This window comes from Cellulomonas fulva (assembly GCF_018531375.1).
Taxonomy (GTDB): Bacteria; Actinomycetota; Actinomycetes; order Actinomycetales; family Cellulomonadaceae; genus Cellulomonas; species Cellulomonas fulva.
The window spans coordinates 325,523-347,628 of sequence record NZ_JAHBOH010000001.1 but is presented as its reverse complement, the minus strand read 5'-3'; the positions used below and the strand labels follow the sequence as shown (position 1 = coordinate 347,628).

Sequence of the window (22,106 nt, the reverse complement as noted above, 5' to 3'; positions counted from 1 at the left end):
TGCGTCAGGGACGGGCGAGCCAGGCCAGTGCTCCCCGGGCCGCGACGACGCCCGTGCTGAACGACGCCTGGAGCAGGTAGCCGCCGGTGGGCGCCTCCCAGTCGAGCATCTCGCCTCCGACGAACGTGCCCGGCAGCTGCCGGAGCATGAGCGACTCGTCGACCTCCTCCCACGCGACGCCGCCCGCGGTGCTGATCGCGCGCTCAATGGGCATGGTCGCGGTGACGGCGACGGGCACGGCCTTGATCAGGGCGGCCATCGCCGCGGCGTCCTGCGGTAGTGGGCCGGCCTCGCGCAGCAGCGCGAGCGCGACCGGGTCCAGCCCCACCGCGCGGCGTAGCCAGTTCGACACGGAGTCCTTGGGGCGCCGGCGCGCGAGCTTCCCGACGAGCCGGCCGACGTCCAGCCCCGGCCGCAGGTCGACCTCGAGGACGCAACCGCCACCCGCCAGCGCGTCACGCACCGGCGCGCCGATCGCGTAGACCGGGCCGCCCTCGATGCCGGCGCGGGTGACCATCGCGTCGCCGCTGGTCGGCCGGCCGCCTGAGCCGCGGACGCGCAGCGTGACGTTCTTCAGCGGGGTGCCCGCGAACCGCTCCGCGAACGGCTCGGTCCAGTCGACCCGCAGGCCCACGTTCGCGGGCTGCAGCGGTGTCACGGCGATCCCGCGGCCGACGAACGCGTCCACCCACCCACCATCCGAGCCCAGCCGGGGCCACGACGCGCCGCCGAGCGCGAGGACCACGGCGTCCGCGGTGACCGAGGTCGCGGTCTCGTCGTCGTCCTCGGTGGCAGAGACGAAGCGCAACCTGCCGTCGGCGTCCCAGCCGGTCCACCGCTGCCGCCGCTCCAGCCGCACGCCGAGCTCGGCCAACCGGGTCAGCCACGCGCGGGCCAGCGGGGTCGCGCGGAACGAGCGAGGGAACACCCGGCCGCTGGTGCCGACGAACGCGGGCTCGCCCAGGCCGTCGCACCACGCGCGCAGGTCCGCCGGACCGAACACGTCGAGCATCGGCGCCAGCCGGTCGGCCGAGGCGCCGTAGCGGCGCAGGAAGGGGCCGCGGTCCTCGCTGTGCGTGATGTTCAGGCCGCCGTGACCCGCCAGGAGGAACTTGCGGGGGACCGACGGCATGCGGTCGTAGACCGTCGCGGTCACGCCCGCCCGGGCGAGCACCTCCGCCGCGATCAGCCCCGCGGGACCGCCGCCGACGACCGCCGCGGTCCGCTTCATCCGACGAACGCTACAGGCCGGGCCGCGCGCGCTCGTCGGACCTCGCCCTACCCGGCGGAACCCGCCCCACGGTCCGGCAGGGACATGTCGCCGGTGGTCGGTGTCCGGCCCGTCGGCCCGTACCGCAGCGCCACGGCGCCCGCGCTGCCCGCGGCCGGCGGTGCGAGCAGGCGCAGCGAGGTGGGCGTGACCCCGTCCGGGAAGACCTTCTTCCCCTGCCCCAGGACGATCGGGTAGACCCAGAGGTTCAGGACGTCGAACAGGTTCTGCGCGACGAGCGTGTGGACCAGGTCGATGCTGCCGAACACATGCACGCTCTCGTGCCGCTCCCGCAGTGCGTCGACCTCCGCCGCGAGGTCCGGGCCCAGCTGCGTCGAGCCGCGCCACGGCAGCTCCGGCGTGCCGCGGCTGGCCACGTACTTGGGGACCGCGGCGAACGCGCTGCCGACCTCGCCGTCCAGCCCGGTCTCGTGGTGCGGCCAGTACGCCGCGAAGATCTCGTACGTCCGGCGCCCGAGCAGCAGCGCGTCCAGCTCCGCGATCCCCGCGCTGACCTGCTGCTCGACGAGGTCGTCGTCCAGCGGCGCCTGCCACCCGCCGAACGGGAACCCGCCGGACGGGTCCTCCTCCGGGCCGCCGGGCGCCTGCGCGACGAGGTCGAGCGTGGTGAACAGGTCGATGTACAGCCGGCCCATGGCTGCCTCCCGAGTCCGAGCCGCGACAGTCCGGCTCGACGACGAGCGGACTCGTCGACCCTAGCCCGCGGCCCCGGCGCCAGCACCCTGCCGGTGCTCGTGCCAGTGCTTGTCCAGCCAGTCGACCTGCGGGTCCTGGAGGGCCGACGCCAGCGGCTGGCCGTGCAGGCGCGCGTACTGGGGGAACTGAGCGAGCGGCTCGGCCACGTCGATCCGGAGGCGCGCGGGCTCGACGGCCAGCAGACCGTCGTCGAACAGGCGGTGGATGTCGCGGCGGAGCATGAGCCCGCCGTGCTGGAAGTGCGTGCCGAGCTGCGCGTAGCTGTACAGGTGGCCGGCCTCGAGGACGCGCGCGGGAGCGCCGCCGGTGAAGGCGCAGACGGTGCCCTGCGCGGCCAGGAGGTGCTCTCGGAACTGCCGCTGGCCTCGTCGGACCCGGACCAGCGCGTGGCTGAACCCCTGGGTGAACTCGACGTGCGTGGGCTGCCAGCTGATGTCAGCCCGTGCGGCCACGCGGTCCACCGCCCGGTCCGCGTGCCTGGTGCTCAGCGCGGCGCTGAACGCCGCCCAGTCGAGCGGGCGCATGGCGTTGATGTCGCCGGCGTGGACCGCGAGGGATCGGAGCTCGCGCTCGTCGAGCAGCCCGTCGAGCGACGTCCAGGCCGCGTCGTACCGGGCGCGGTACTCGGTCACGTCGACCACGTCGACGTCCGGCGCCGCGAACTCGTGCCGGCACTTCATGCAGCGGTACCGCGGCTCGGCCCTCTTGCGCACGGAGATCCGGGTGGTCCCGCAGTCCGGGCAGCGGTTGAGCGGCTTCAGCCCTGACGCGGTCTCGATCTCCTCGATGACCGAGACGCCGAGCAGCCGCTCCTTGTCCCACAGCGCGATCGGGTCGCCGACGCTCAGCTTCGTGTGGTTCGGCACGTTGCTGTCCCACGAGTAGTACGCGTCGATCTGGTCGTCGTACCCCGCGTTGCCGCCGTGGCCACGGTTGCTGCCCGCGGCCATCAGCAGCCAGGCCCGCGGGGGAGCGCCATCCATGGCCGTCAGCTTGGCACGCTGGTCTCGCCGCGTCAGCCGGTTCGGCGTCCACGTCGTCGACCCGCGCGACGAGGGGCGGTCACACGGTCGTCGGGCCCAGCGTCTGCAGCAGCGCGCCGACCACGGACTCGGGCTGCGGGCGCCCCGGGTCGCAGTTGGTCATGACGACCACGCCGTCCCCCGACTCGACGTCCAGTCGCGCCGCGCACTGGAAGCCCACGCCCCAGCCGTGTGTCGACACCACCCGTCCGTCACCCGCGGGCAGGAAGAGGCCCAGGCCCGCGTGCGGCTCCGCCTCGGCACCGTCCAGGATCTGACGTGCGGTCGCCGCGGTCAGGAGTCGACCGCCGTCCTCCGTCCAGGACCGGCGCAGGTCGCTCAGGAGCACCGCGACGTCGCGCGGTGTGCACCACAGCCCCGCGCCGCCGAGGGCCGGGTACAGCGCCCAGCCGTCCTCGACCGGGCGCCCGGCGGGGCCGTGCCCGGTGGCCGCCGCCGGGGCGTCTGCGGTCCGGCGACGCAGCACGGCGCGTGCGAGCCCCAGGGGGTCGAGCACCAGCTCGCGCGCGACGTCATCGTACGGCCGGCCGGTGGCGACCTCGATGACGTGCTCGACGACCGCGTACCCGCCGTCCGAGTACGCGAACCGCGTGCCCGGCGTCGCCGCCACCGTCACGGGGCCCGCGTGCGCGGAGGTCCGGCCGCGCAGCAGGTCGGCCAGGTCCGGAGTCCCGTCGCCGCGGGCGACCGGCTCGAACGAGCCGTCGGCGTCGACGATGCCCGCGACGTGGGCCAGCAGGTGGCGCAGCGTCACGGGCCGGTCGCCGGCGCTCGCTGCGCGGGTGAGCGGCACGTCGTGCGTCGCCGCCACGTCCGCGTCGAGGTCGACGAGCCCGCGCTCGGTCAGCGCCAGCACGACCGTCGCCGTGACCAGCTTCGTCATCGAGCACGCGTGCAGCGGCTGCTCCGCGCTCAGCGCCCGTCCCGTGCTCGCGTCGCTCACGCCGGCCGCCCCCGCCCAGGTCGCTGCCCCTCCCCGCATCACGGCCACGCTGACGCCGGGGACCGTGGGGTGCTGAGCGAGGGCGGCGGCCAGGTGCTCACGTTCGTCCATGCGCGGACCCTCTCACCCGCCACAGACAGTCACCGCGCGCAGCCGACGCGCCACCTGACCTGCACACGGACGCCGTGCGCGTCAGGGCCAGCGCGCGGCATCTGCCGTGCCCTGACAGGCTCGGGACGTGACGGTCCTGGTGGAGCTGAGGCAGCGCTTCTGGTTCCTGCCCGCCGTGATGTGCGTGCTCGCGGTGCTGGTGGCCGAGGCGCTGATCGCGGTGGACCGCGCGGTGGGCACGCCGACCGTCTCGGGGTGGGCGGACCACCTGGTGCTGACCGTGGGGGAGAGCGGCAGCAGGGACGTCCTGGGTGCGATCGCGACGTCGAGCCTGGCGGTCGCAGGCACCACGTTCTCGATCACGATCGCGGTGCTCGCGCTCACGTCGTCGGCCTACGGGCCGCGGCTGGTGCCCGGCTTCATGGCGGACCGCGGCAACCAGGCGGTGCTGGGCGTCTTCGTCTCGACGTTCCTGTACGCGCTGCTGGTGCTGCGCTCGATCCGTGCGATCGGGGACCCCGGCGACCAGGAGGCGGACGTCTTCGTGCCGCACCTCGCGGTCAACTTCGCGGTGCTGCTCGCGGTCGCGAACGTCGCCGTGCTCGTGTGGTTCATCCACCACATCAGCGACTCGATCCAGGTGTGGACGCTGGCGTCCCAGGTGCGCGAGACGCTGTGCCGCACGATCGAGCGCCTCTACCCCGAGCGCGCGGGCGAGAGCAGGCCGGTACCCGCCGGAGCGATCCCGACCAGCGCGACGGGGGTCGTCGTGACCGCGCAGCGTCCCGGGTACGTGGAGCTGGTGGACATCGAGCGCCTGGTGCGGCTCGCGAGCCGGCACGACGCGGTCGTCGCGCTCACGGTCACGCCGGGTGACCACGTGGTCGCGGGCGAGGCCGTCGCCGTGGTGGGCGGGCTGCCCGCCGAGCGCGTGGGCGAGGTCGTCGAGCGGGTCCGACGAGCGGTCCACGTCGCCGACGCGCGCGACGCGCACCAGGACGTCGCCTTCGTCGTGCAGCAGCTCACCGACATGGCGGCGCGCGCCCTGTCGCCGGGAACGAACGACCCGACCACCGCCGTGAACGCCGTCGACGACCTCGCGGCCGGGCTCACCCTGCTGGCCGAGCGGCCCCTTCCCTCGGCGGCGCGGTTCGACGACGAGGGCGCCCTGCGGCTCTACGCGCCCCACCCGGACCCCGTCGACCTGGTGGGGTCCGTGCTCGAGGCGATCCGCTGGTACGGCGCGGGCGCGCCGACCGTGGTGCGGGCGGCGGTGCGCCTCGCGGCACGCGTGGGCGCGGCCGCGCGGGACCCGGCGCTGCGCGCGGCGGCGGCCGAGGAGGTCGAGCTGCTCGCGCAGGCGGTCGCCCGCGCGGACCTGCTGCCGGCCGACGTCGACCGCCTGACCACCGAGGCGCGCGAGGTCACCGACGCCCTGCGCGCCTGACCCGGCCGCGCTAGGGCCGGTACCCCTCCCGGTAGAGGTCGCGCAGGACGCCGATCTCGCCGCCGTGGTGCATCGTCTCGCGGTGCAGGTGGAGCGCCAGGGCGGCGAGGCTGTCCTCGGCGAAGTAGGCGCCGCGCGGGCCGAGCGGCCGGGCCAGCGCCTCGTCGTCGCAGGCCGAGAGCCCGTCCACCCACGCCTGGTACGACGACGCGAGCAGCGCCACCGCCTCGTCGGCGGTCGCGGGCAGCGAGGCGGGTGCCAGGCGCGGGTCGAACATGTCCGCGTCGTCGGGGACGTCGGTGCCGAAGAACGCGCGCGCCCGGGTGCCGAGGACGCCGACGGCGACGTGGCAGATCCGCCACGCGAGGGTCGTCACCGGCGGCGGGTCGGGCTCGCGCTGACCGGTGCCGTCGGCCTGCCAGGTGCCGTCCGCCGTCGGGCGCACGGACCAGCAGCCGGGCACCGGCTCCCAGAGGTACTCGTCGTCCGTGAGGCCCTGGACGCGGGGCCAGAGGCTGGTCTCCCAGTAGAACGTGAGCTGCTCGGTCAGCAACGGTCCCCACCGCATGGCGTCTGCCTTCCCTTGGCGTCGACGTGACGGTCCGGTCTACAGGTGGCGCAGCGTCTGGGCGAACGACCACTCGCCGTCGACCGAGACGTCGACCGTCCCGGCCGGCATCGCCGCCGCGCGCTCGAGCGTCGCCTCCCACGTCGCCTCGAGCTTCGCCCAGGCGGCGCGCAGGTCGTCGGGGTCCGTGGCACGTCGCAGCGCGCGGCCGGGGAAACGGCGGTTCAGCTCGGCCTCGACGAACGGGATGACGTCCACGCCGTTGACCAGGAGGTAGCTGTCCGGCTCGGGGAGCCACGGTGCGTCGATGTCCGCACGCGCCACGTCGACACCGCGCATCACCGCCGCCGACAGGTCGGATCCGACGAAGCGGGAGCCCTGGAGGTTGACGCCGACGAACTCGGAGCCCTGCAGGTCGTCGGAACGCGTGAACCTGGTCATGACCCTCCTCGCAGTGCCGGGCGAGCGACGTGACGGACCCGTCCCGTCCGCCACGTCCGACCATAGGCCGGACGTGTGACAACCGCCGAGGTCCTGCGGGCTTGTCGGTCGGCCGCGCTAGATTCACGCGTCTTCTTCCCAGGGGGTACTCATGTCTCGTCCTGCCGGCCGTGTGGTGGCCGCTCGTCTTGTCGGTGCCGCGGCGGCGGCCGCGCTCGTCGTCTCGCTCCTCCCGACAGCCGGGACGGCGGCGAGCAAGCCGACCGTGGAGCGACGCAAGATCGGCAAGTCGGTGATCCTGGTCGCGAGCGAGCCTCGTCCCCACGCGAAGCCGACGAAGCGCACACCGTCGACCGTCTCCGACTTCGACGGCGACGGCGTGGACGACCTCGCCGTCGCCGGCGACAGCGACGTCACCATCGGTTCCGACGAGACCGGTGGCGCCGTCGCGGTGCGGTACTCCTCGGTACAGCGCGACGACGTGCTCTTCGGGACAGCGAACCGCGCGCACGGAACTCGCTGTAGCAACTTCGGCCTGAGCGGCGTCGCGACCGGAGACTTCAACCGCGACCGGTACGACGACCTCGTCGTCGCAGAGACGTGTGAGTCGGTCCCCGGGACAGAGAGCAGCGGCTTCGCCGGCGCGCTGTGGGTGCTTCCGGGTTCCCAGAGCGGGCTGCATCTGTCCGCTGCCCGTCTGATCAGCCGTGCGACGTCCGGCGTCGCGGGGGTGCCGACGCCGGACGAACGTTTCGGGTCTGCACTCGCGACCGGGGACCTCGACGGTGACGGCTACGACGATCTTGCCGTCGGCATGACGGAGACCAAGGTCTCCGGGGCGTCCGGGGCCGGCAGCGTGGTGGTCCTCTACGGCCGCAAGTCCGGGCTCTCCGGATCGGGGTCACGGATGATCACCCAGGCCACGTCCGGGGTGCCTGGCTGGGCGAGCCGGTCGGGCCGCTTCGGGGCGAGCCTCGCCATCGGCAGGGTGACCGCTGACTCCTATGCCGACCTCGTGGTCGGCGTTCCTGGCGCCGGTGTCGAACCCCGGTCGGGAGACGCCGCCGGCGGTGTGGTGCTCGTGCCGGGCGGGCGGTACGGCGTCGCAGCTGCGAAGTCGTCGATGGTGAGCGGTCGTGACCTCGATGCGGCCTTCCGCCGAGCCGGCCACGACACGTGGACCCTCAACCTCGGCTCGTCGATCGCGACCGCCGACCTCAACGGTGACGGTCGTGACGAGGTGATCGCGGGCGCGCCCAGTGCCTCGCCCGCAGACCTCGAACGCGGTGGATTCATCGTCTCCGTCGTCGCCCGCGGGACGTCGCTGTCGCTCTCCGGAGCCCGGCTGTTCTCCCTCGAGACGCCGGGGATGCCCGGCGACGTCGAGACGTGGGACGGCTTCGGCGCCGAGCTCGCTGTCGCGGACATCGACCTGGACGGCCGCGACGAGCTGGCAGTCGGCGCCCCAGGGAGGGACCTCTCCGGCCGCGACTCGGCCGGAGCGGTCTACCTGGTGCGAGGCGCGACGAGCGGACTGGGTTCGCGCGGAGTGGCAGTGCTGACGCAGGCGTCAGCGGGCGTGCCCGGCAACCCGGGCTCCGGCCACGGGTTCGGCGCCGCTCTCGCATTCCTGGACGTCGACGGCTCCGGTCGCCGCGATCTCGTCGTCGGCACTCCGGGCGATCGGCTGACCACCGACACCTCGTCGTCCCGGTCCGGAAGCGTCACGGTGTTCCGCAACGTCTGGGGCAAGCTCACGCCCGACGAGCGGTGGGGCGGACGTGCAGCCGGCATCGGGGGAGTCCTCCAGAGGCTGACCGACTTCGGCGTGCAGGTCGCCTAGCGCGAAACGCGGTAGCCCGGGCCTAGAGGTCGAGGTGCAGGCGGAGGGCGTCGTCGATGCGGAGCATCAGGCCGAGCGGCACGGAACCGATCCGGTGCACGAACCGCGCCACCGAGATCGAGCGGACCTGCTCGCACTGCGCCTTCGACGGCGCGTCCAGCCCGCACGCCTCGGCGGGGATCTCGATCTGGAAGTCGTAGACCGTCGCGAGGTTGGACGTGAGCGGGACGACGGTCACGACGCCCCGGCCGGACGCGAGCGCGCGCTCCGCCGCGACCGCGCGGCCGACGATCAGCGCGGGGCGCAGCTTGTTCGACTCGGAGCCAGGGGGTGTGAGCGGACCGACAACCGGGTTCCGGGGAACGTGGGGGATACTGGGGGTGGCTCTGCGCGGCTCTAGGTCCAGCGCGAGCCCGCGTCCTGGGTTGTGAAGGCTGCCTGGTGGGCGCCCCCTCGACGCCTGAAAGGCGACTCTCTCTGTGACCAGCTTCTCCTCCCTCGGCGTGCCCGAGGCCCTCGTCCGCACGCTCGCCCAGCAGGGCATGACGGACGCGTTCCCCATCCAGACCGCGACGCTGCCGGACACCCTGCAGGGCCGTGACGTGCTCGGCCGCGGCCGCACCGGCTCCGGCAAGACGCTCGCGTTCAGCCTGCCGCTCGTCGCCCGCCTGGCCGGCCAGGTCCCCGGGACCCAGCCCGTCCGGCACGTGGCGCGGCGCCCCACCGGCCTGGTGCTGGCGCCGACGCGCGAGCTCGCGACGCAGATCGCCGCCACGCTCGAGCCGCTGGCCCGGGCCGCGCGGCTGTCCGTCACGACGATCTTCGGCGGCGTCTCGCAGCGTCCGCAGGAGTCCGCGCTCAACGGCGGCATCGACATCGTCGTGGCCTGCCCGGGCCGGCTCGAGGACCTCATGAAGCAGGGCGTCATCTCCCTCGCGGACGTGAAGATCACCGTGCTCGACGAGGCCGACCACATGGCCGACCTCGGGTTCCTCCCGGGCGTCAAGCGGATCCTGTCCGCGACGCCGAAGGGCGGCCAGCGCCTGCTGTTCTCCGCGACGCTGGACAACGGCGTCGACGCGCTGGTCAAGGCGTTCCTGCGGGACCCGCTGCGGCACTCGGTCGACACCGCGCAGTCCCCGGTGTCCGCCATGACGCACCACGTCCTGACGGTCCCGGACGCCGAGGTCAAGCGCGACGTGGTGCAGCACCTGGCCTCCGGCACGGGCCGGCGGGTGCTGTTCACGCGCACCAAGCACGCTGCCAAGAAGCTCGCCAAGCAGCTCACCAGCGCGGGCGTGCCGGCGGTCGACCTGCACGGGAACCTCGGCCAGGGGGCGCGCGAGCGCAACCTCGAGGCGTTCTCGACGGGCGCCGTGAAGGTGCTCGTCGCCACCGACATCGCGGCCCGCGGCATCCACGTCGACGACGTCGAGCTCGTCGTGCACGTCGACCCGCCGGCCGAGCACAAGGCGTACCTGCACCGCTCGGGCCGTACCGCACGCGCCGGCTCGGAGGGTGCGGTCGTCACGATCGTGCTGCCCGAGCAGCTCTCCGACGTGCGCTCGATGACGCGTCAGGCTGGCATCCAGGCGACGCCGCAGCCGGTCCGGCCGGGTGCGCGCGTGCTGAACGACCTGGTCCCCACGCTCGCGGCGCCCGTCGCCCCCAGCGCACCCGCCGCCCCGGTCCGCCCCGCGGGCCGTGGCGCGACGCCCGGCGGTCCCGCGGCCGACGGCCAGCGTCCCGCGGGCCGCTCGCGTCGCCGTCGCGGCAAGGGCGGCGGCACGACGAGCACGGACGCCTCGGCCTCGCGCGGCGCACGGCAGCCCTCCGGTGCGGCTCCGCGCCAGGGCGGGCAGCCCGCGCGCGCGGCCGCCGGCGGTGCGCAGCGCTCGTCGGTCGGTGCGCAGCGCTCGTCGGCCGGCGCGCAGCGCTCGTCGGGCGGTGCAGCTGGCGCGGCGCCGGCCTCGTCGGGTGCCCGTCGTCCCGCGGGTCCGCGTCGGGCCGGTCGCGCGTCGGGTGCGCCCGCGCAGCGTGGCGGCGACCAGCGCCACGGCGGCTGACCGCGGCACCTACCTTCGCCCTCCCCGGCGCCCGGCCCCACGGCCGGGCGCCGGCGGCGTCTGCGGGGACGGTGCGCGCTTCCCGGGCGTGTCGGGGCGCGGCGGGTCCATGCTGACCGCATGAGCGCCGTCGTCGAACGGGGCACGGGGCGGACCGCCGCCGCCGTGCCCGGGTGGGCCGTGGTCCTGTGGGCCGTCGCCGGGCTGTGCCTGGCGCTGGTGATCAGCGCGATCGGCGTGTTCACCGTGCCGGTGGGGCTCGTGCTCGTCGTCGTGCTGCTCGTCGCGCGGCAGGGTGCGGCGTCGCCGGCCGCGCTCGTCGGGGCGGGCGCGCTGCCGCTGACCATCGCCTGGCTGAACCGCGGCGGGCCCGGCGAGGTGTGCCGGGTGATCGAGGACGGCACCTCCTGCACCGAGACGTGGAGCCCGTGGCCCTTCCTCGCGGCCGGGGTGCTCATGGTGGCCGCCGGGGTCGCGCTCGTCGTGCGCGCCCGACGGCGGGCCGCCCGAGGCTCTGTCTGACCAGGGCGCCCTGTCGAGACCGAGGTCAGGCGGAGCCGTCGAGCAACCGGGCGGCGGACTCCATGGCCCGGTCGAGCAGCTCGTCGAGCGACGACTCCCCGCCGGACGCGACCCACGCGTGCCGCGCCGCCTCGAAGCAGGTGACGACGACGGCGGCCTGGACGGCGGTCCGGAAGTCGGCGTCGGGGGTCCCGTCGAGCCGGGCGCGGAGGGCCGGGGCGATTGCCTCGGTCCACCGACTGAGACGGAGCAGGTGCCGTCCGTGGAGTCCCGGGCTGGCGTAGATGACGCCCAGGAGGGCCAGCGCGCGGCCCTGCTCGACGGTCTCGCGGACGTACCCGTCGAACGCCCGGCGGGCCGCCAGCCACGTCGGCTCGGCCGCCGGACGGGCCGCCAGGTCCGCCCCGACGCGGGCCCGCCAGTGCGCCGACACGTGCTCCAGGACGTCGTCCTTCGTGGAGAAATAGCGGAAGAAGGTCCGTTCGGACATGCCGACGGCGGCCGCGATCTGACCGACCGTCGTCGCGTCGTACCCCTGCTCGACGAAGAGGTCGATCGCGGCCAGGGTCATCCGGTCCTGCACGGCCCGGCGCGTGCGTTCGCGCAGCGGGGCCTCGTCGGGAGGCATGTCCCGATTATGCCCGGGGGGTGCGTTTCGTGACGTTTCGTGTCACCGTTGGCAGTGGCTGACACGTTCGGGTGACGGGAGGCCCTCGCCGAGGGCCTCGCAGGAGGAGGACGACATGGCCCACGACCAGCAGCACGACACGCAGGAGCTCCTGACGCCGCACGAGGTCGCGAACCTCTTCGGCGTCGATCCCAAGACGGTGACCCGGTGGGCCCGCGCGGGACGGCTCACGTCGATCCGGACGCTCGGGGGGCACCGGCGCTACCTCGGCGCCGAGGTGCACGCGCTCATCTCCCCGAACCGGTCGCTCGAGGACCGGAGCCGGACGGCCTGACGGGCTCGACGAGCTCCATCGTCGCGTCCAGGAGGTCGTCGAAGCGCTGGGCGCCGGCGGTCGCCGCCCAGCGCCGCCGCGCCACCTCCAGGCACGCGACCACCGTGCCCGCGCGCACCGAGGCGACCAGCTCCGGGTCCTCGACCGTCCCGCGCAGCCGGTCGACCAGCACCGCGGTGAGCTCCTCACCCAGCAGCTCCATGCGGTGCAGCAGCTGGCCGTGGTGCGCCGGGCTCGCGTAGACCATGCGCAGCAGGGGCAGCGCGCGCCCCTCGGCGATCGTCACCCGCAGGTACTCGTCGAACGCCCGGCGCAGCGAGAACCAGACCGGCTCGTCCGCCGGCCGCGCCGCGAGCGAGGTCGCGACGAGCCGGCGCCAGCGGGCTGACTGGTGCGCCAGCACCGCGTCCTTCGTCGGGAAGTAGCGGAAGAACGAGCGTTCGGACATCCCGACCGCGGCGGCGATCTGCTCCACCGACGTCGCGTCGAAGCCCCGCTCGATGAACAGGTCGATGGCGACGAGGCTCAGCTCGTCCTGCACCGCGCGGCGCTTGTGGTCGCGTAGCGAGGAGGTGTCCCCGGGGTCGTCCGGGGTGGTGCGGTCGGCCGCCACCCGGCCAGGGTGCCACGCGCGGCGGCCCGCGCCGCGGAGCCCGGCCGGTCAGGCGCGGGCGGGTCCCGGGTCGATCGCGGCCTGCAGCACCTGCACCAGGGCCGGCCGGACCACGTCGGCGGGCAGCGCCTCGAGCGTCGCCATGACGCCCGCCAGCTCGTCGGGCAGCCCCTCGGTGAGCACGCGCGCGACGAGGCCGGGGTCCGGGTCTGCCGGGGCGACGCCGCGCACGGCGTCGGCGGCCGCGACCAGGTCCGCCGCGAGCTGGTCGGCGACGTCGGCGGTCACGGCCGTCAGCGTCAGGTGCGCGGTCCGCGGCAGCACGGTCCCGTCGGGCTGCGTCATCGCGGGCTGGCACTGCGCGAGCCAGCCGCGGGCGCGCAGGGCGTCGACCAGCCGGAACGGGTCCACCGCGCCAGCGGCCCCGTCGGTGGTCCCGTCGGCGGCCTCGTCGGCAGCCAGCGCCAGCAGCGGACCCGTCGGCGACCCGACGACGCGCAGGCCCGCGGTCGCGTCGAGCGCGCGCCGCACCACCGCGACGGCGGAGCGCGTGCGCCCGACGAGCTCGGCGTAGCCGTCGTCGCCGAGCGCCTCGCCGATCGCCCACGCCGCGGCCATCGCGCCGGCCGCGCGGGAGCCCAGCACGGTCGGGTTGACCACCGGGTAGCCGGGCCATGCCGTCGTGACGAAGTACTGCGCCGCGTGCCGGTCCCGCCCGCGGTGCAGCACCACCGACGCGCCCTTGGGCGCGTACCCGTACTTGTGCAGGTCCGCGGACAACGACGTCACGCCCGGCACCGCCAGGTCCCACGGCTCGAGGTCGCCCCACCACGGCAGCACCCAGCCGCCGATGCACGCGTCCACGTGGCACGCGACGCCGCGCTCGGCCGCGCCGGCGGCGACCTCCGCGACCGGGTCCACGACGCCGAACGGGTAGGACGGGGCGGACACCACGACGAGCGCGGCCCGGTCCCCGGCCTCGTCGAGCGCGGCGACCATGCGCCCCGGATCCGCCCGCCCGGACGCGGGGTCCACCGGCACCGCGACCACGTCGAGGTCCAGGTAGGCGGCCGCCTTGTGGAAGGCGGGGTGCGCGGTGGTCGCCAGCACGATCGTCGCGCGCTCCTGGGCGGTGGCCCGGGACGACGAGGCCGCGCGCCAGGTCTCGCGCGCGGCCTTGACCGCGAGCAGGCACGACTCGGTGCCGCCCGACGTCACCGAGCCGACCACGTCGTCGGACCCGTGGAACGTGGCCCGCGCGCGGGCGACGAGCGCGCGCTCGATCGCCGCGACGGACGTGAACGTCGTCGGGTCGAGCCCGTTGACGGGCAGGAACGCCGTGGCCGCGCGCTCGGCGAGGGCGTCGAGGTCGGGGCGGCCCGGGTCGTAGACGTAGGACAGCACGCGGCCGCCGTGGGTCGGCGGGTCGGCGGCGCGCAGCGCCAGCAGCTCGGCGAGCACGTCGTCGGCGGGACGGCCACCCGCGCGCGTGCGGTCGGCGGGGCTCCCACCCTCGGGACGGGTCTCGGTCATGCGGCCACCTCCGGGCGGTCATCGACGATCTCGGCCGTGAGCCGGTACCGCGACAGGGGGATCAGCGAGAGCCCGACGAGCACGGCGGGCAGGGCGGAGAACGCGACGACGACGCCGGTGAGCGCCGAGCCCGGCTGCGCCACGACCTCGTCGCCCGTGCGGGAGACGAACCCCGTGACGGCCAGCAGCGCCAGCACCAGCGTGGGCCCGAGCGCCAGCCCCGCGGTCTCGCCGGCGGTCCAGACGCCGCCCAGCACGCCCGCGCGGTCCACGCCGCGCTCGCGGGCGTCGACCACCGCGACGTCGGGGAGCATCGCGAGCGGGTAGAGCTGCATGCCGGCGTACGCGACCCCGGCCAGGGCCACCGGCGCGTAGACCCACGCGCCGGGCGCCTCACGCGCGGGGACCAGGGCGAGGGCGGCGAGCGCGAACAGCACGGAGGAGCCGACGAGCGCCCGGCACTTGCCGATGCGGTCGGCCACTCGGGTCGCGAGCGGCATCACCAGCAGCGCGGGCGCGACGAGCGCCGCGAACAGGACGGTCACCGCGCCCTCGGAGCCCAGCGTGTACGTGGCGACGTACTGCGCGGCCGCGAGCATCGCGCCCGTGGCCAGCGCCTGCAGCACGAACGTCGCCAGCAGCGCCCGGAACGCCGGGAGCTCGCGCAGCGCGGCCACGCCGGCGCGCAGCGCGTCCCCGCGCCGGGCCGGGCGCGGGGCGGCGACCGCGGGTTCCCCGTCTCGCTGGTCGTCGTGCTCGTTCTCGTGCGTGTTCTCGTGCTTGTTCTCGTGCGCGGCGCCGTGGTGCTCGTCGGACAGCCGCCCGGCGGACGTCGCGACCTCGGCGCGCCGCGGCGCGCCCCACCACGCCGCGAGCATCCCGAGCCCGATGGTGACGCCGCAGACCAGGCCCATCACGGCGTACCCGGCGCGGCCGCCGCCGACGGCGTCGCGGACCAGCGGACCGCCCGCGCCGAACGCCAGGATCGCGACCGCGAGCACGGCGATGCGCGGCGCGAGCAGGCGGGTCCGGGAGGCGTAGTCCGGCGCGATCTCGGCCGGCAGCGCGATGTAGGGGACCTGGAACAGGCTGAACGCGGTGGCGGCGGCGACGAACGTGACGACGACCCACGCGGCGGCCGCGGCACCGCGCACGGCCGGGGGAGCGGCGAACACGGCCGCGAAGAGCAGGGGCAGCGCGAGCGCGCCGGCCAGCAGGAACCGCCGTCGGGACCCGTGCCGGGCGGCGTCCGCATCGGAGCGCGCGCCGATGAACGGGTCGATGACGACGTCCCAGAGCTTGGGCACGGTGACCACCAGGCTCGCCACGCCCGCGGCGACGCCGAGCGTGTCGGTCAGGTAGTAGGCGAGGACCAGGCCGGGCAGGGTGCCGAACCCGCCCGTGCCGACCGAGCCGAGCGCGTACCCGACGACCGTGCGGCGGGGGATCGCGGCGGTGTCCCGGCGGGTCATCGCGCCGGCACCGTCCGCGTCGCCGCCCACGCCCGCAGCTCGGCCACGCGCTCGCCCATGACCACCGCGAGCGGGCGGGTGCCGCGCAGCTCGTCGTGCACCGTGCGCGCGTGCAGCCGCCCGCCCTGCGCGTGCGCGGCGTAGGTCGCGGCGACCACCGCCTGCTCGATCTCCGCGCCCGAGAACCCGGCGGACGCAGCGACCAGCGCGCGCAGCTCGTCGTCGGCGGGGGTCAGCCCGCGGCGCCCGGCGTGCAGCCGCAGCAGCGCCGCGCGCTCCGCGTCGTCGGGCAGGTCCACGAAGAACAGCTCGTCGAACCGGCCCTTGCGCACCAGCTCGGGGGGCAGCGCGGAGATGTCGTTGGCCGTCGCGGCCACGAACACGCGGGAACGACGGTCCGCGAGCCACGTCAGCAGCGTGCCCAGCACGCGGCGCGCCGAGCCGCCGTCGCCGTCGCTCGTCGCGATCGCCTTCTCGATCTCGTCGACCCACAGGACGCACGGCGCGAGCGCGTCCGCGGCGGCGAGCGCGTCGCGCAGCCGCCGCTCGGACTCCCCGACGAACTTGTCGTGGACCCCCGCGAGGTCCAGGCGCAGCAGCGGGACGCCCAGCAGCGACGCGGCGGCGCGCGCCGCGAGCGACTTGCCGCAGCCCTGCACCCCGAGCAGCAGCATGCCGCGCGGCGCCTCGAGGTGCGGTGCGCTGCCGTCGAGCGCCGGCTTGCGCAGGCGGAGCCACCGCACCACCCGGTCCAGTCCGACGACGTCGTCGGCTCCCGCCTGCGCGTACTCGTAGGACAGCACGCCGTCCGCCGCGAGCGCCTCGAACCGCGCCTTCTCCACCACCGGCACGTCGCGCGCGGTGATCGCCCCGTCCGCCACGACCGCCCCGTGCGCGAGCCGCGCCACGTCGGCGCGGGACAGACCCGCCAGCCGGTCCACCAGGAGCTGGCGGGCGTGCGGGTCGACGTCCGGGAACCGGCCGGTGAGCGACGCGTAGGTCCGGACCGCGTCGTCGACGATCGCCGCACGCTCCTCGGCCGTCGGGAACGCGACGGGCACGTGCACCGCGAGGTGGTCGAGCTCGGGCGGCAGCTCCACCGCGTGGGAGACCAGGACCAGCGTGCTGCGCCGGGCGGGCGGGAGCTGGGCCAGGTCCTTCAGCAGCCGGACGACCACCGGATCGTCGAACCAGGGGTGCAGGTCGAGCAGCACGTACGTGGCCGGCTGCGTGCTCTCCAGCACCGAGCGCAGCAGCGTCGGCGGGTCCGCGTTGTGGCGCTGCGCGGCACCGAGGTCCACGTCCACGCGCCGCAGCCCGTCCGTGATGCTCCACCGGAACACCGGTCGCGTCGCGCCCGCACCGCCCACCGAGCGGACGACGAGCTGCAGCGCGGCCTCCTCGTCGGTGGTCGCCAGCACGACGAGCGGTGTGCGGGCAGCGACCAGCGCGGCGACGTCGTCGTGGGAGCCCTGCAGCACGGACGCCAAGGTAGCCGCCCCGGGCGCGTGTCCCCGACTCCGGCGCCCGCGCTCAGCCCTGCGGCCGCACGGCGACGCGCGAACCGCCGGGAACACCGGCGTCACGCGAATCGTTACGAGAGTCGTTATGAGGAAGCGATACGAAGAGCTCGAGACCGATGACGGCACGGTCGTGCGCTACCGCCGGCACGACAACGGCGGGGGACTGGTCGCGCAGACCGCCTCCGTCGACCCGTCTGCGTACGTGGCGGAGACCGCCTGGGTGGACCCCGGCGCGCTCGTGGGCGGCGGCGTCCGCGTGGGCGCGCACGTCTGGGTCGAGTCCGGTGCGATGGTCGGCCCGCACAGCCGCCTGGGCACGCACGTCCACGTCGGCCGTGAGGCCGTCGTCGGCGCCGGGGCGCGGCTCGGCAGCCGCGTGACCGTCGGGGCCGGGGCGCACGTCGCGGACGGCGTGACGGTCGAGTCCGACGAGCACGTACCCGACGAGACCGTGGTCGCCCGCGACCGCCGCACGAGCGCCCGCGCCGCCTGAGGCGCTCCTGAGAACGATTGTCCTTCGCGGGTAGGCTCCCGCGCATGGACCACGCCGCGCACGTCCACGCCCTCGAGCCGGCGCGCGTCGCGCCGCGGGACCACCGGCGGGCGCGGCGCGTCTTCGCGGCGATCCTGCTGCCGGCCCTGGCGCTCACGCTGTACGGGCTCGGCGCGCTCTGGCCGCGCGGCGAGCAGCCGGTGCTCGACACCAGCGCGCCCGGCAGCACGGTGCGCGTGCTCACGGTCGAGGGCGTCGACCCCGGCGCCGAGCCCGGCCAGGAGGTCACCGCGACGCTCGGGGACGGGACGGCCGTGGTGGTCAGCGTCCCGCCGGAGTACCTCGACGAGGTCGGCGCGGGCGACCGGCTGCGCGTCGTGGACCTCGGGTCCGACGACGTCTACGGCGACCTCGGCACACCGTACGTGTTCCTCGACTTCGTGCGCGGGCCGCCGCTCGCCGCGCTCGGGATCGTGTTCGGGGTGCTCGTGCTGCTGGTCGCGCGCTGGCGCGGGCTGGGGGCGCTCGTCGGGCTCGGCCTCGCGTTCGGCGTGCTGGGCGTGTTCACGCTGCCCGCGCTCCTGGCCGGCATGCCCGCGCTCCCCGTCGCGCTCGTCAGCTCCTCGCTGATCATGTTCGTCGTGCTGTACCTGGCGCACGGCGTCTCGCTGCGCACGTCCACCGCGCTGCTCGGGACGCTCGTCGGCCTGGTCCTGACGGCCGGGATCGCGGCGTGGGCCACGGGCGCCGCGCACCTCACGGGCCTGTCCGACGAGTACGCGCTCGACCTGCGCAACGTCGCGCCGGCCATGAGTCTGCGCGACGTGCTGCTGTGCGGCATGGTGCTGGCCGGCCTGGGCGTGCTCAACGACGTGACGATCACCCAGGCCTCGGCGGTGTGGGAGCTCCGCGCGGCCGACCCCGCGGCGTCGCGGCGCGACCTGTTCACGCGGGGCATGCGCATCGGCCGCGACCACATCGCCTCGACCGTCTACACGATCGCGTTCGCCTACGTCGGGGCCGCCCTGCCGCTGGTGCTGCTGGTGAGCGTCGCCGACCGCGCGCTGCTCGAGTCGCTCACCAGCGGCGAGCTGGCCGAGGAGGTGGCGCGCACCCTCGTCGGCTCGATCGGCCTGGTCCTGGCGATCCCGGTCACCACCGCGATCGCGGCGCTGGTGGTCAGTGCCGGCGCCCGGCCGCCCGACCAGGACCGACGGCTTGAGCAGGACCCTGACCATCGCCGTGACCGTGACCGTGACCGTGACCATGACCGTGACCATGGGCCGCGGCCTCACGACGCAACCGCGCCGTGACCGGCGTCGCGTGCGCCGTCAGCGCGGCGACGAGCGTGGTCAGCGGGATCGCCAGGACCAGGCCGATCGACCCCGCGAGCGTCCGGACGATCTCCGCCGCGAAGACGCCGCCCGTGAGCGTGCGGCGGAGCGGCTGGTCGTAGACCTGCAGCAGGAGCAGCACGGGCAGCGACGCCCCGACGTAGGCGAACGCGATCGTGTAGACGGTCGAGGCGATGTGGTCCCGGCCGATGCGCATGCCGCCCGAGAACAGCTGCCGCCACGACGCGGTGGGGTCCGCGGCGCGCAGCTCCCACACCGCGGACGACTGCGTGACCGTGACGTCGTTGAGGACGCCCAGGCCGGCGAGCACCAGGCCGCACAGGAACACGCCGTGCAGCGTCGCGACGCCGTCGTCGCCCAGCAGCCCGGCGAGCCGGTAGTCGTCCTCGGTCGCCACGGGCTGCAGGTGCGCCGCCCACGCCGCGAGGGACCCGACGAGCGTCACGACGAGCAGCCCGGCGAACGTGCCGACCAGTGCGGTGGTCGTCCGGACCGAGACGCCGTGCGCCAGGTACAGCACGACGGTCATGATCACCCCGGACGCGGTCAGCGCGAGCAGGAGCGCGTCGGTCCCCTCCACGAGCCCGGGCAGCACGTACGTCCAGAGCACGACGAACGCGATCGCGAGCCCCAGGATCGCGCGCAGCCCCCGCCAGCCCGCGACGAGCGCGGTGACCAGCAGGAACACGAGCGCGAGCGTCCCCAGCGGCACCCCGCGGGCGTAGTCCGACCAGGCGTAGACCTCCGTCGCGTCGCCCACGGTGGGGTAGCGCTCGACGACGATGCGCGCGCCCTCGTCGACGCTCGTCGTGCCCGCGGGCGCCGCGACCTCGACCTCGTCGCCCGAGCTCGTCAACCGTGCGGTGACCCGGAGGCACGGCACCTGGGCCGGGACCTCGCCCGTCGCGCTCGCGTCCTCGATCGAGCCTTCGCACGTCTGCGCGCGCGTGCCGACGACGGTCGCGTCCAGGTACTGCACGCCCACGTCGACGAGCCCCGCGTCCTCGCCCGCCTGGCGTCCCGCTGACATGTCCGGCCAGGTCGCGGCCATCACGACGAGCGCGGCCACGAGCAGCGGTACGACGACGGCCGCGAGGACCGCAGCGACCCGCGACCGCCGTGCGGTGGCGGTCCCGTCCCCGGGGGTGGGACCGTCCTTCGGCGCTGTCGGGTCTGTCGGCTCTGCCGTGCCTGCCGGGTCCTCGACCGCGCGCCGCTCGCTCACACCCTGATCCTGCACGCTGCGGAGGTTCTCCTCTGCCGGTTCTCCTCCGCCGCGTGTACGCACACCGTGCGTACACGCAGCGATCGGGATCGAGATCCTGGGCCACGCGCGGGGTCGCGCCGGACCGGCACGGGGGGTCGGCGGCCGTGGGCCTCGGTGTCAGAGGGCGACGCGGCCGGTGACCAGCGCCACGAGGCCGACCACGGCGCCCGTGACGGAGACCGCGAGGACGACGAGCTCGCGCCCGCTGAACACGCGCCGGCCCTGCTCCCGGCGCGTCATGACGAACAGGACGGTCGCGGGCGCGTAGGCGAGGAAGGCGATCAGCAGGTACGTCGGGCCGGCGGCGTAGAGCAGCCACAGCGTGTAGGCCGTGGCCACCGCGCTGACGACGAGCCAGCCTCGTCGGGAACCGGGCGCGCCGTCCGCGAACGTCTCGCGCCGCAGGACGAGCCGCAGGGCGAACCCCGCCGAGAGGACGTACGGCACCAGCACGAGCGAGCTGGTGAGGTCGAACGCGAAGTCGAAGGCGTCGTCCGAGAGCAAGGTCAGGAGCAGCACCACCTGCGCCAGGCAGGTCGACAGGGCGAGCGCGGGGACGGGCGCGTCGGCGGCGTTGGTCCGGCTCAGGAACCGCGGCATGTCGCCGTCCCGGGCGGCGACCAGCAGCACCTCGGCGGCCATGAGCGTCCACGCGAGGTAGGCCCCTAGCACGGACACGACGAGCCCGACGCCCACGAGCGCGCCGCCCCAGGAGCCGACCACCGCCTCGAGCACGCCCGCCATCGACGGCTCGCGCAGCTCCGCGATCTCGTCGGCCGGGAGGATCCCGTAGGAGACGAGCGTGACGGACGCGAACAGCGCGAGCACCGAGCCGAAGCCGAGGAGGGTCGCGCGCCCGACGTCGGACCGGCGCCGCGCGTGGCGGGAGTACGTGCTCGCGCCCTCGACGCCGAGGAAGACGAACACCGTGGCGAGCATGGTGCCGCGCACCTGCTCGAGCAGCGGGCCGGCGTCCGCGCCGCCGTGCCAGTTGGCGGCGAGGACGTCCGGGTCGACGGCGAACGCGGCGATCAGCACGAAGACGACGATCGGGACGACCTTGGCCACGGTGACGACGCGGTTGATGGCGGTCGCCTCGCGCACGCCCCGGCGCACGAGCGCGAACATCAGCCACAGGCCCGCGCTCGCGGCGGCCACGGCCAGCGGCGTCCCGCCGTCCCCGAGCGCCGGCACCACCGCGCCCAGGGTGGACATGACGAGCACCCAGTAGGTCACGTTGCCGACGCACGCGGACGCCCAGTAGCCGAACGCGGAGAAGAACCCCAGGTACTCGCCGAACCCCGCCTTGGCGTACGCGTAGACGCCCGCGTCGAGGTCGGGACGGCGGACGGCGAGCATCTGGAAGACCAGGGCGAGCATGAGCATGCCGCCGCCCGCGACGCCCCAGGCGACGAGCGCCCCCGCGATCCCGGTCTCCGCGGAGAACTGGCGCGGCAGGGAGAAGACGCCGGCGCCCACCATCGAGCCGACGACGAGCGTCGTCATGGTCCGCACGCCCAGCCCGGTCGGGGCGGGTGCCGGGGGCGTCGTGGTCATGGTGCTCCGGTCGGTCCGGGCGGTGCTCCGATGGCCGCCGTCGGCACGATCTTGCCGTCCGGGAGGGCTCCCGTCCCCCGGACCGAGGGCCCGGTCCCGGGACCGTCGCACCACCTGACGAGTGAATTTCGCGCCGGGTGCACTGGACAGTTGACCAGCAGGGGATCCGTGGCGCACACTGGCTCCTGACGGTGCGCATCGCCTGCCCCCTGCGCGGTGCGCACCGTTTCTACGTCCAGGAGCCCGGCCGCCAGCGCGGCCGGGCTCTTGCGTTGTCCAGCGGAGCCGTCCAGCGGCGTCGTCCAACGGCAAGGACGCCATCCAGCCGCAAGAAACCGGGCCTCTCGGCGCGTCACGGTC

Annotated in this window: 20 protein-coding genes and 1 pseudogene; 7 read left to right on the top strand and 14 right to left on the bottom strand. The window is 75.2% G+C overall.

Annotated elements, in window-relative coordinates:
• Positions 1-4: 4 nt before the first annotated feature.
• From KIN34_RS01500 to KIN34_RS01485, 4 genes are all read right to left on the bottom strand, one after another.
• Positions 5-1,231, bottom strand: coding sequence for a BaiN/RdsA family NAD(P)/FAD-dependent oxidoreductase (locus KIN34_RS01500; RefSeq protein WP_214345947.1), 1,227 nt, complete (start codon positions 1,229-1,231; stop codon positions 5-7).
• Positions 1,232-1,278: 47 nt separating this feature from the next.
• Positions 1,279-1,926, bottom strand: a complete 648-nt coding sequence (locus KIN34_RS01495) for a dihydrofolate reductase family protein (RefSeq protein ID WP_214345946.1) — start codon at positions 1,924-1,926, stop codon at positions 1,279-1,281.
• Between the two features lie 60 nt (positions 1,927-1,986).
• A complete protein-coding gene (locus tag KIN34_RS01490) occupies positions 1,987-2,970 on the bottom strand; it encodes an HNH endonuclease signature motif containing protein (RefSeq protein ID WP_214345945.1) in 984 nt (327 codons plus the stop codon).
• Positions 2,971-3,049: 79 nt separating this feature from the next.
• Entirely contained in the window at positions 3,050-4,084 is a 1,035-nt protein-coding gene (locus KIN34_RS01485) for a serine hydrolase domain-containing protein (protein WP_214345944.1), read from the bottom strand.
• 127 nt (positions 4,085-4,211) lie between these two features.
• Between KIN34_RS01485 and KIN34_RS01480 the strand changes: the two genes are divergently transcribed.
• Positions 4,212-5,531 (top strand): DUF2254 domain-containing protein, encoded by a 1,320-nt coding sequence (locus KIN34_RS01480; RefSeq protein WP_214345943.1) that lies wholly within the window; start codon positions 4,212-4,214, stop codon positions 5,529-5,531.
• A 10-nt stretch (positions 5,532-5,541) separates the two neighbouring features.
• Here the strand turns inward: KIN34_RS01480 and KIN34_RS01475 are convergent, their stop codons facing one another.
• On the bottom strand, positions 5,542-6,099 hold the full coding sequence (locus KIN34_RS01475; RefSeq protein WP_214345942.1) for a DinB family protein: 558 nt from the start codon (positions 6,097-6,099) through the stop codon (positions 5,542-5,544).
• Positions 6,100-6,138: 39 nt separating this feature from the next.
• On the bottom strand, positions 6,139-6,540 hold the full coding sequence (locus tag KIN34_RS01470; protein WP_214345941.1) for a pentapeptide repeat-containing protein: 402 nt from the start codon (positions 6,538-6,540) through the stop codon (positions 6,139-6,141).
• Positions 6,541-6,691: 151 nt separating this feature from the next.
• On the opposite strand from KIN34_RS01470, the gene KIN34_RS01465 reads away from it, so the two are divergent.
• Positions 6,692-8,383, top strand: coding sequence for an integrin alpha (locus KIN34_RS01465; protein ID WP_214345940.1), 1,692 nt, complete (start codon positions 6,692-6,694; stop codon positions 8,381-8,383).
• Positions 8,384-8,405: 22 nt separating this feature from the next.
• Here the strand turns inward: KIN34_RS01465 and KIN34_RS01460 are convergent, their stop codons facing one another.
• The gene (locus KIN34_RS01460; protein WP_214345939.1) at positions 8,406-8,927 is read right to left on the bottom strand and encodes a type II toxin-antitoxin system PemK/MazF family toxin; all 522 of its coding nucleotides are present in this window, start codon (positions 8,925-8,927) and stop codon (positions 8,406-8,408) included.
• Here KIN34_RS01460 and KIN34_RS01455 point away from each other — a divergent pair.
• The gene (locus KIN34_RS01455; RefSeq protein ID WP_307858038.1) at positions 8,863-10,449 is read left to right on the top strand and encodes a DEAD/DEAH box helicase; all 1,587 of its coding nucleotides are present in this window, start codon (positions 8,863-8,865) and stop codon (positions 10,447-10,449) included. The genes KIN34_RS01460 and KIN34_RS01455 overlap by 65 nt on opposite strands.
• Before the next feature lie 120 nt (positions 10,450-10,569).
• Positions 10,570-10,971, top strand: a complete 402-nt coding sequence (locus tag KIN34_RS01450; protein ID WP_214345938.1) for a hypothetical protein — start codon at positions 10,570-10,572, stop codon at positions 10,969-10,971.
• A gap of 25 nt (positions 10,972-10,996) precedes the next feature.
• On the opposite strand, the gene KIN34_RS01445 is transcribed toward KIN34_RS01450, so the two are convergent.
• Complete coding sequence (locus KIN34_RS01445; protein ID WP_214345937.1) at positions 10,997-11,599, bottom strand: TetR family transcriptional regulator; 603 nt, start codon at positions 11,597-11,599, stop codon at positions 10,997-10,999.
• 115 nt (positions 11,600-11,714) lie between these two features.
• Between KIN34_RS01445 and KIN34_RS01440 the strand changes: the two genes are divergently transcribed.
• Entirely contained in the window at positions 11,715-11,933 is a 219-nt protein-coding gene (locus KIN34_RS01440) for a BldC family transcriptional regulator (protein ID WP_214345936.1), read from the top strand.
• On the opposite strand, the gene KIN34_RS01435 is transcribed toward KIN34_RS01440, so the two are convergent.
• The 4 genes from KIN34_RS01435 to KIN34_RS01420 are packed head-to-tail and all read right to left on the bottom strand — an operon-like array spanning position 11,887 to position 17,032.
• On the bottom strand, positions 11,887-12,546 hold the full coding sequence (locus KIN34_RS01435) for a TetR/AcrR family transcriptional regulator (protein ID WP_214345935.1): 660 nt from the start codon (positions 12,544-12,546) through the stop codon (positions 11,887-11,889). The two genes, KIN34_RS01440 and KIN34_RS01435, sit on opposite strands and share 47 nt — an antisense overlap.
• A gap of 48 nt (positions 12,547-12,594) precedes the next feature.
• Positions 12,595-14,079, bottom strand: coding sequence for a pyridoxal phosphate-dependent decarboxylase family protein (locus tag KIN34_RS01430; protein WP_214345934.1), 1,485 nt, complete (start codon positions 14,077-14,079; stop codon positions 12,595-12,597).
• On the bottom strand, positions 14,076-15,551 hold the full coding sequence (locus KIN34_RS01425) for an MFS transporter (protein WP_214351641.1): 1,476 nt from the start codon (positions 15,549-15,551) through the stop codon (positions 14,076-14,078). Before KIN34_RS01425 ends, KIN34_RS01430 begins: the two co-directional genes overlap by 4 nt.
• Positions 15,548-17,032: an AAA family ATPase gene (locus tag KIN34_RS01420; RefSeq protein WP_214345933.1), complete on the bottom strand. Its 1,485-nt coding sequence runs from the start codon at positions 17,030-17,032 to the stop codon at positions 15,548-15,550. Before KIN34_RS01420 ends, KIN34_RS01425 begins: the two co-directional genes overlap by 4 nt.
• Positions 17,033-17,159: 127 nt before the next feature.
• Here KIN34_RS01420 and KIN34_RS01415 point away from each other — a divergent pair, with 127 nt between their 5' ends.
• Positions 17,160-17,567 (top strand): transferase, encoded by a 408-nt coding sequence (locus tag KIN34_RS01415; protein WP_214345932.1) that lies wholly within the window; start codon positions 17,160-17,162, stop codon positions 17,565-17,567.
• A 44-nt stretch (positions 17,568-17,611) separates the two neighbouring features.
• Positions 17,612-18,880: a YibE/F family protein gene (locus tag KIN34_RS01410; protein ID WP_214345931.1), complete on the top strand. Its 1,269-nt coding sequence runs from the start codon at positions 17,612-17,614 to the stop codon at positions 18,878-18,880.
• Between the two features lie 73 nt (positions 18,881-18,953).
• On the opposite strand, the pseudogene KIN34_RS16565 reads toward KIN34_RS01410, so the two are convergent.
• Positions 18,954-19,952 (bottom strand): annotated as a pseudogene (locus KIN34_RS16565) (YibE/F family protein); the annotation flags it as partial.
• 354 nt (positions 19,953-20,306) lie between these two features.
• Complete coding sequence (locus KIN34_RS01405; RefSeq protein ID WP_214345930.1) at positions 20,307-21,746, bottom strand: basic amino acid/polyamine antiporter; 1,440 nt, start codon at positions 21,744-21,746, stop codon at positions 20,307-20,309.
• Between the last annotated feature and the right edge of the window lie 360 nt (positions 21,747-22,106).

What these genes read in the sequence shown, in the direction of transcription:
- KIN34_RS01500 (WP_214345947.1), bottom strand. Translation starts at nt 1,231, where the DNA reads ATGAAGCGGACCGCGGCGGTCGTCGGCGGCGGTCCCGCGGGGCTGATC.
- KIN34_RS01495 (WP_214345946.1), bottom strand. Translation starts at nt 1,926, where the DNA reads ATGGGCCGGCTGTACATCGACCTGTTCACCACGCTCGACCTCGTCGCG.
- KIN34_RS01490 (WP_214345945.1), bottom strand. Translation starts at nt 2,970, where the DNA reads ATGGATGGCGCTCCCCCGCGGGCCTGGCTGCTGATGGCCGCGGGCAGC.
- KIN34_RS01485 (WP_214345944.1), bottom strand. Translation starts at nt 4,084, where the DNA reads ATGGACGAACGTGAGCACCTGGCCGCCGCCCTCGCTCAGCACCCCACG.
- KIN34_RS01475 (WP_214345942.1), bottom strand. Translation starts at nt 6,099, where the DNA reads ATGCGGTGGGGACCGTTGCTGACCGAGCAGCTCACGTTCTACTGGGAG.
- KIN34_RS01470 (WP_214345941.1), bottom strand. Translation starts at nt 6,540, where the DNA reads ATGACCAGGTTCACGCGTTCCGACGACCTGCAGGGCTCCGAGTTCGTC.
- KIN34_RS01465 (WP_214345940.1), top strand. Translation starts at nt 6,692, where the DNA reads ATGTCTCGTCCTGCCGGCCGTGTGGTGGCCGCTCGTCTTGTCGGTGCC.
- KIN34_RS01460 (WP_214345939.1), bottom strand. Translation starts at nt 8,927, where the DNA reads ATGCCCTGCTGGGCGAGCGTGCGGACGAGGGCCTCGGGCACGCCGAGG.
- KIN34_RS01450 (WP_214345938.1), top strand. Translation starts at nt 10,570, where the DNA reads ATGAGCGCCGTCGTCGAACGGGGCACGGGGCGGACCGCCGCCGCCGTG.
- KIN34_RS01445 (WP_214345937.1), bottom strand. Translation starts at nt 11,599, where the DNA reads ATGCCTCCCGACGAGGCCCCGCTGCGCGAACGCACGCGCCGGGCCGTG.
- KIN34_RS01440 (WP_214345936.1), top strand. Translation starts at nt 11,715, where the DNA reads ATGGCCCACGACCAGCAGCACGACACGCAGGAGCTCCTGACGCCGCAC.
- KIN34_RS01430 (WP_214345934.1), bottom strand. Translation starts at nt 14,079, where the DNA reads ATGACCGAGACCCGTCCCGAGGGTGGGAGCCCCGCCGACCGCACGCGC.
- KIN34_RS01425 (WP_214351641.1), bottom strand. Translation starts at nt 15,551, where the DNA reads ATGACCCGCCGGGACACCGCCGCGATCCCCCGCCGCACGGTCGTCGGG.
- KIN34_RS01415 (WP_214345932.1), top strand. Translation starts at nt 17,160, where the DNA reads ATGAGGAAGCGATACGAAGAGCTCGAGACCGATGACGGCACGGTCGTG.
- KIN34_RS01410 (WP_214345931.1), top strand. Translation starts at nt 17,612, where the DNA reads ATGGACCACGCCGCGCACGTCCACGCCCTCGAGCCGGCGCGCGTCGCG.
- KIN34_RS01405 (WP_214345930.1), bottom strand. Translation starts at nt 21,746, where the DNA reads ATGACCACGACGCCCCCGGCACCCGCCCCGACCGGGCTGGGCGTGCGG.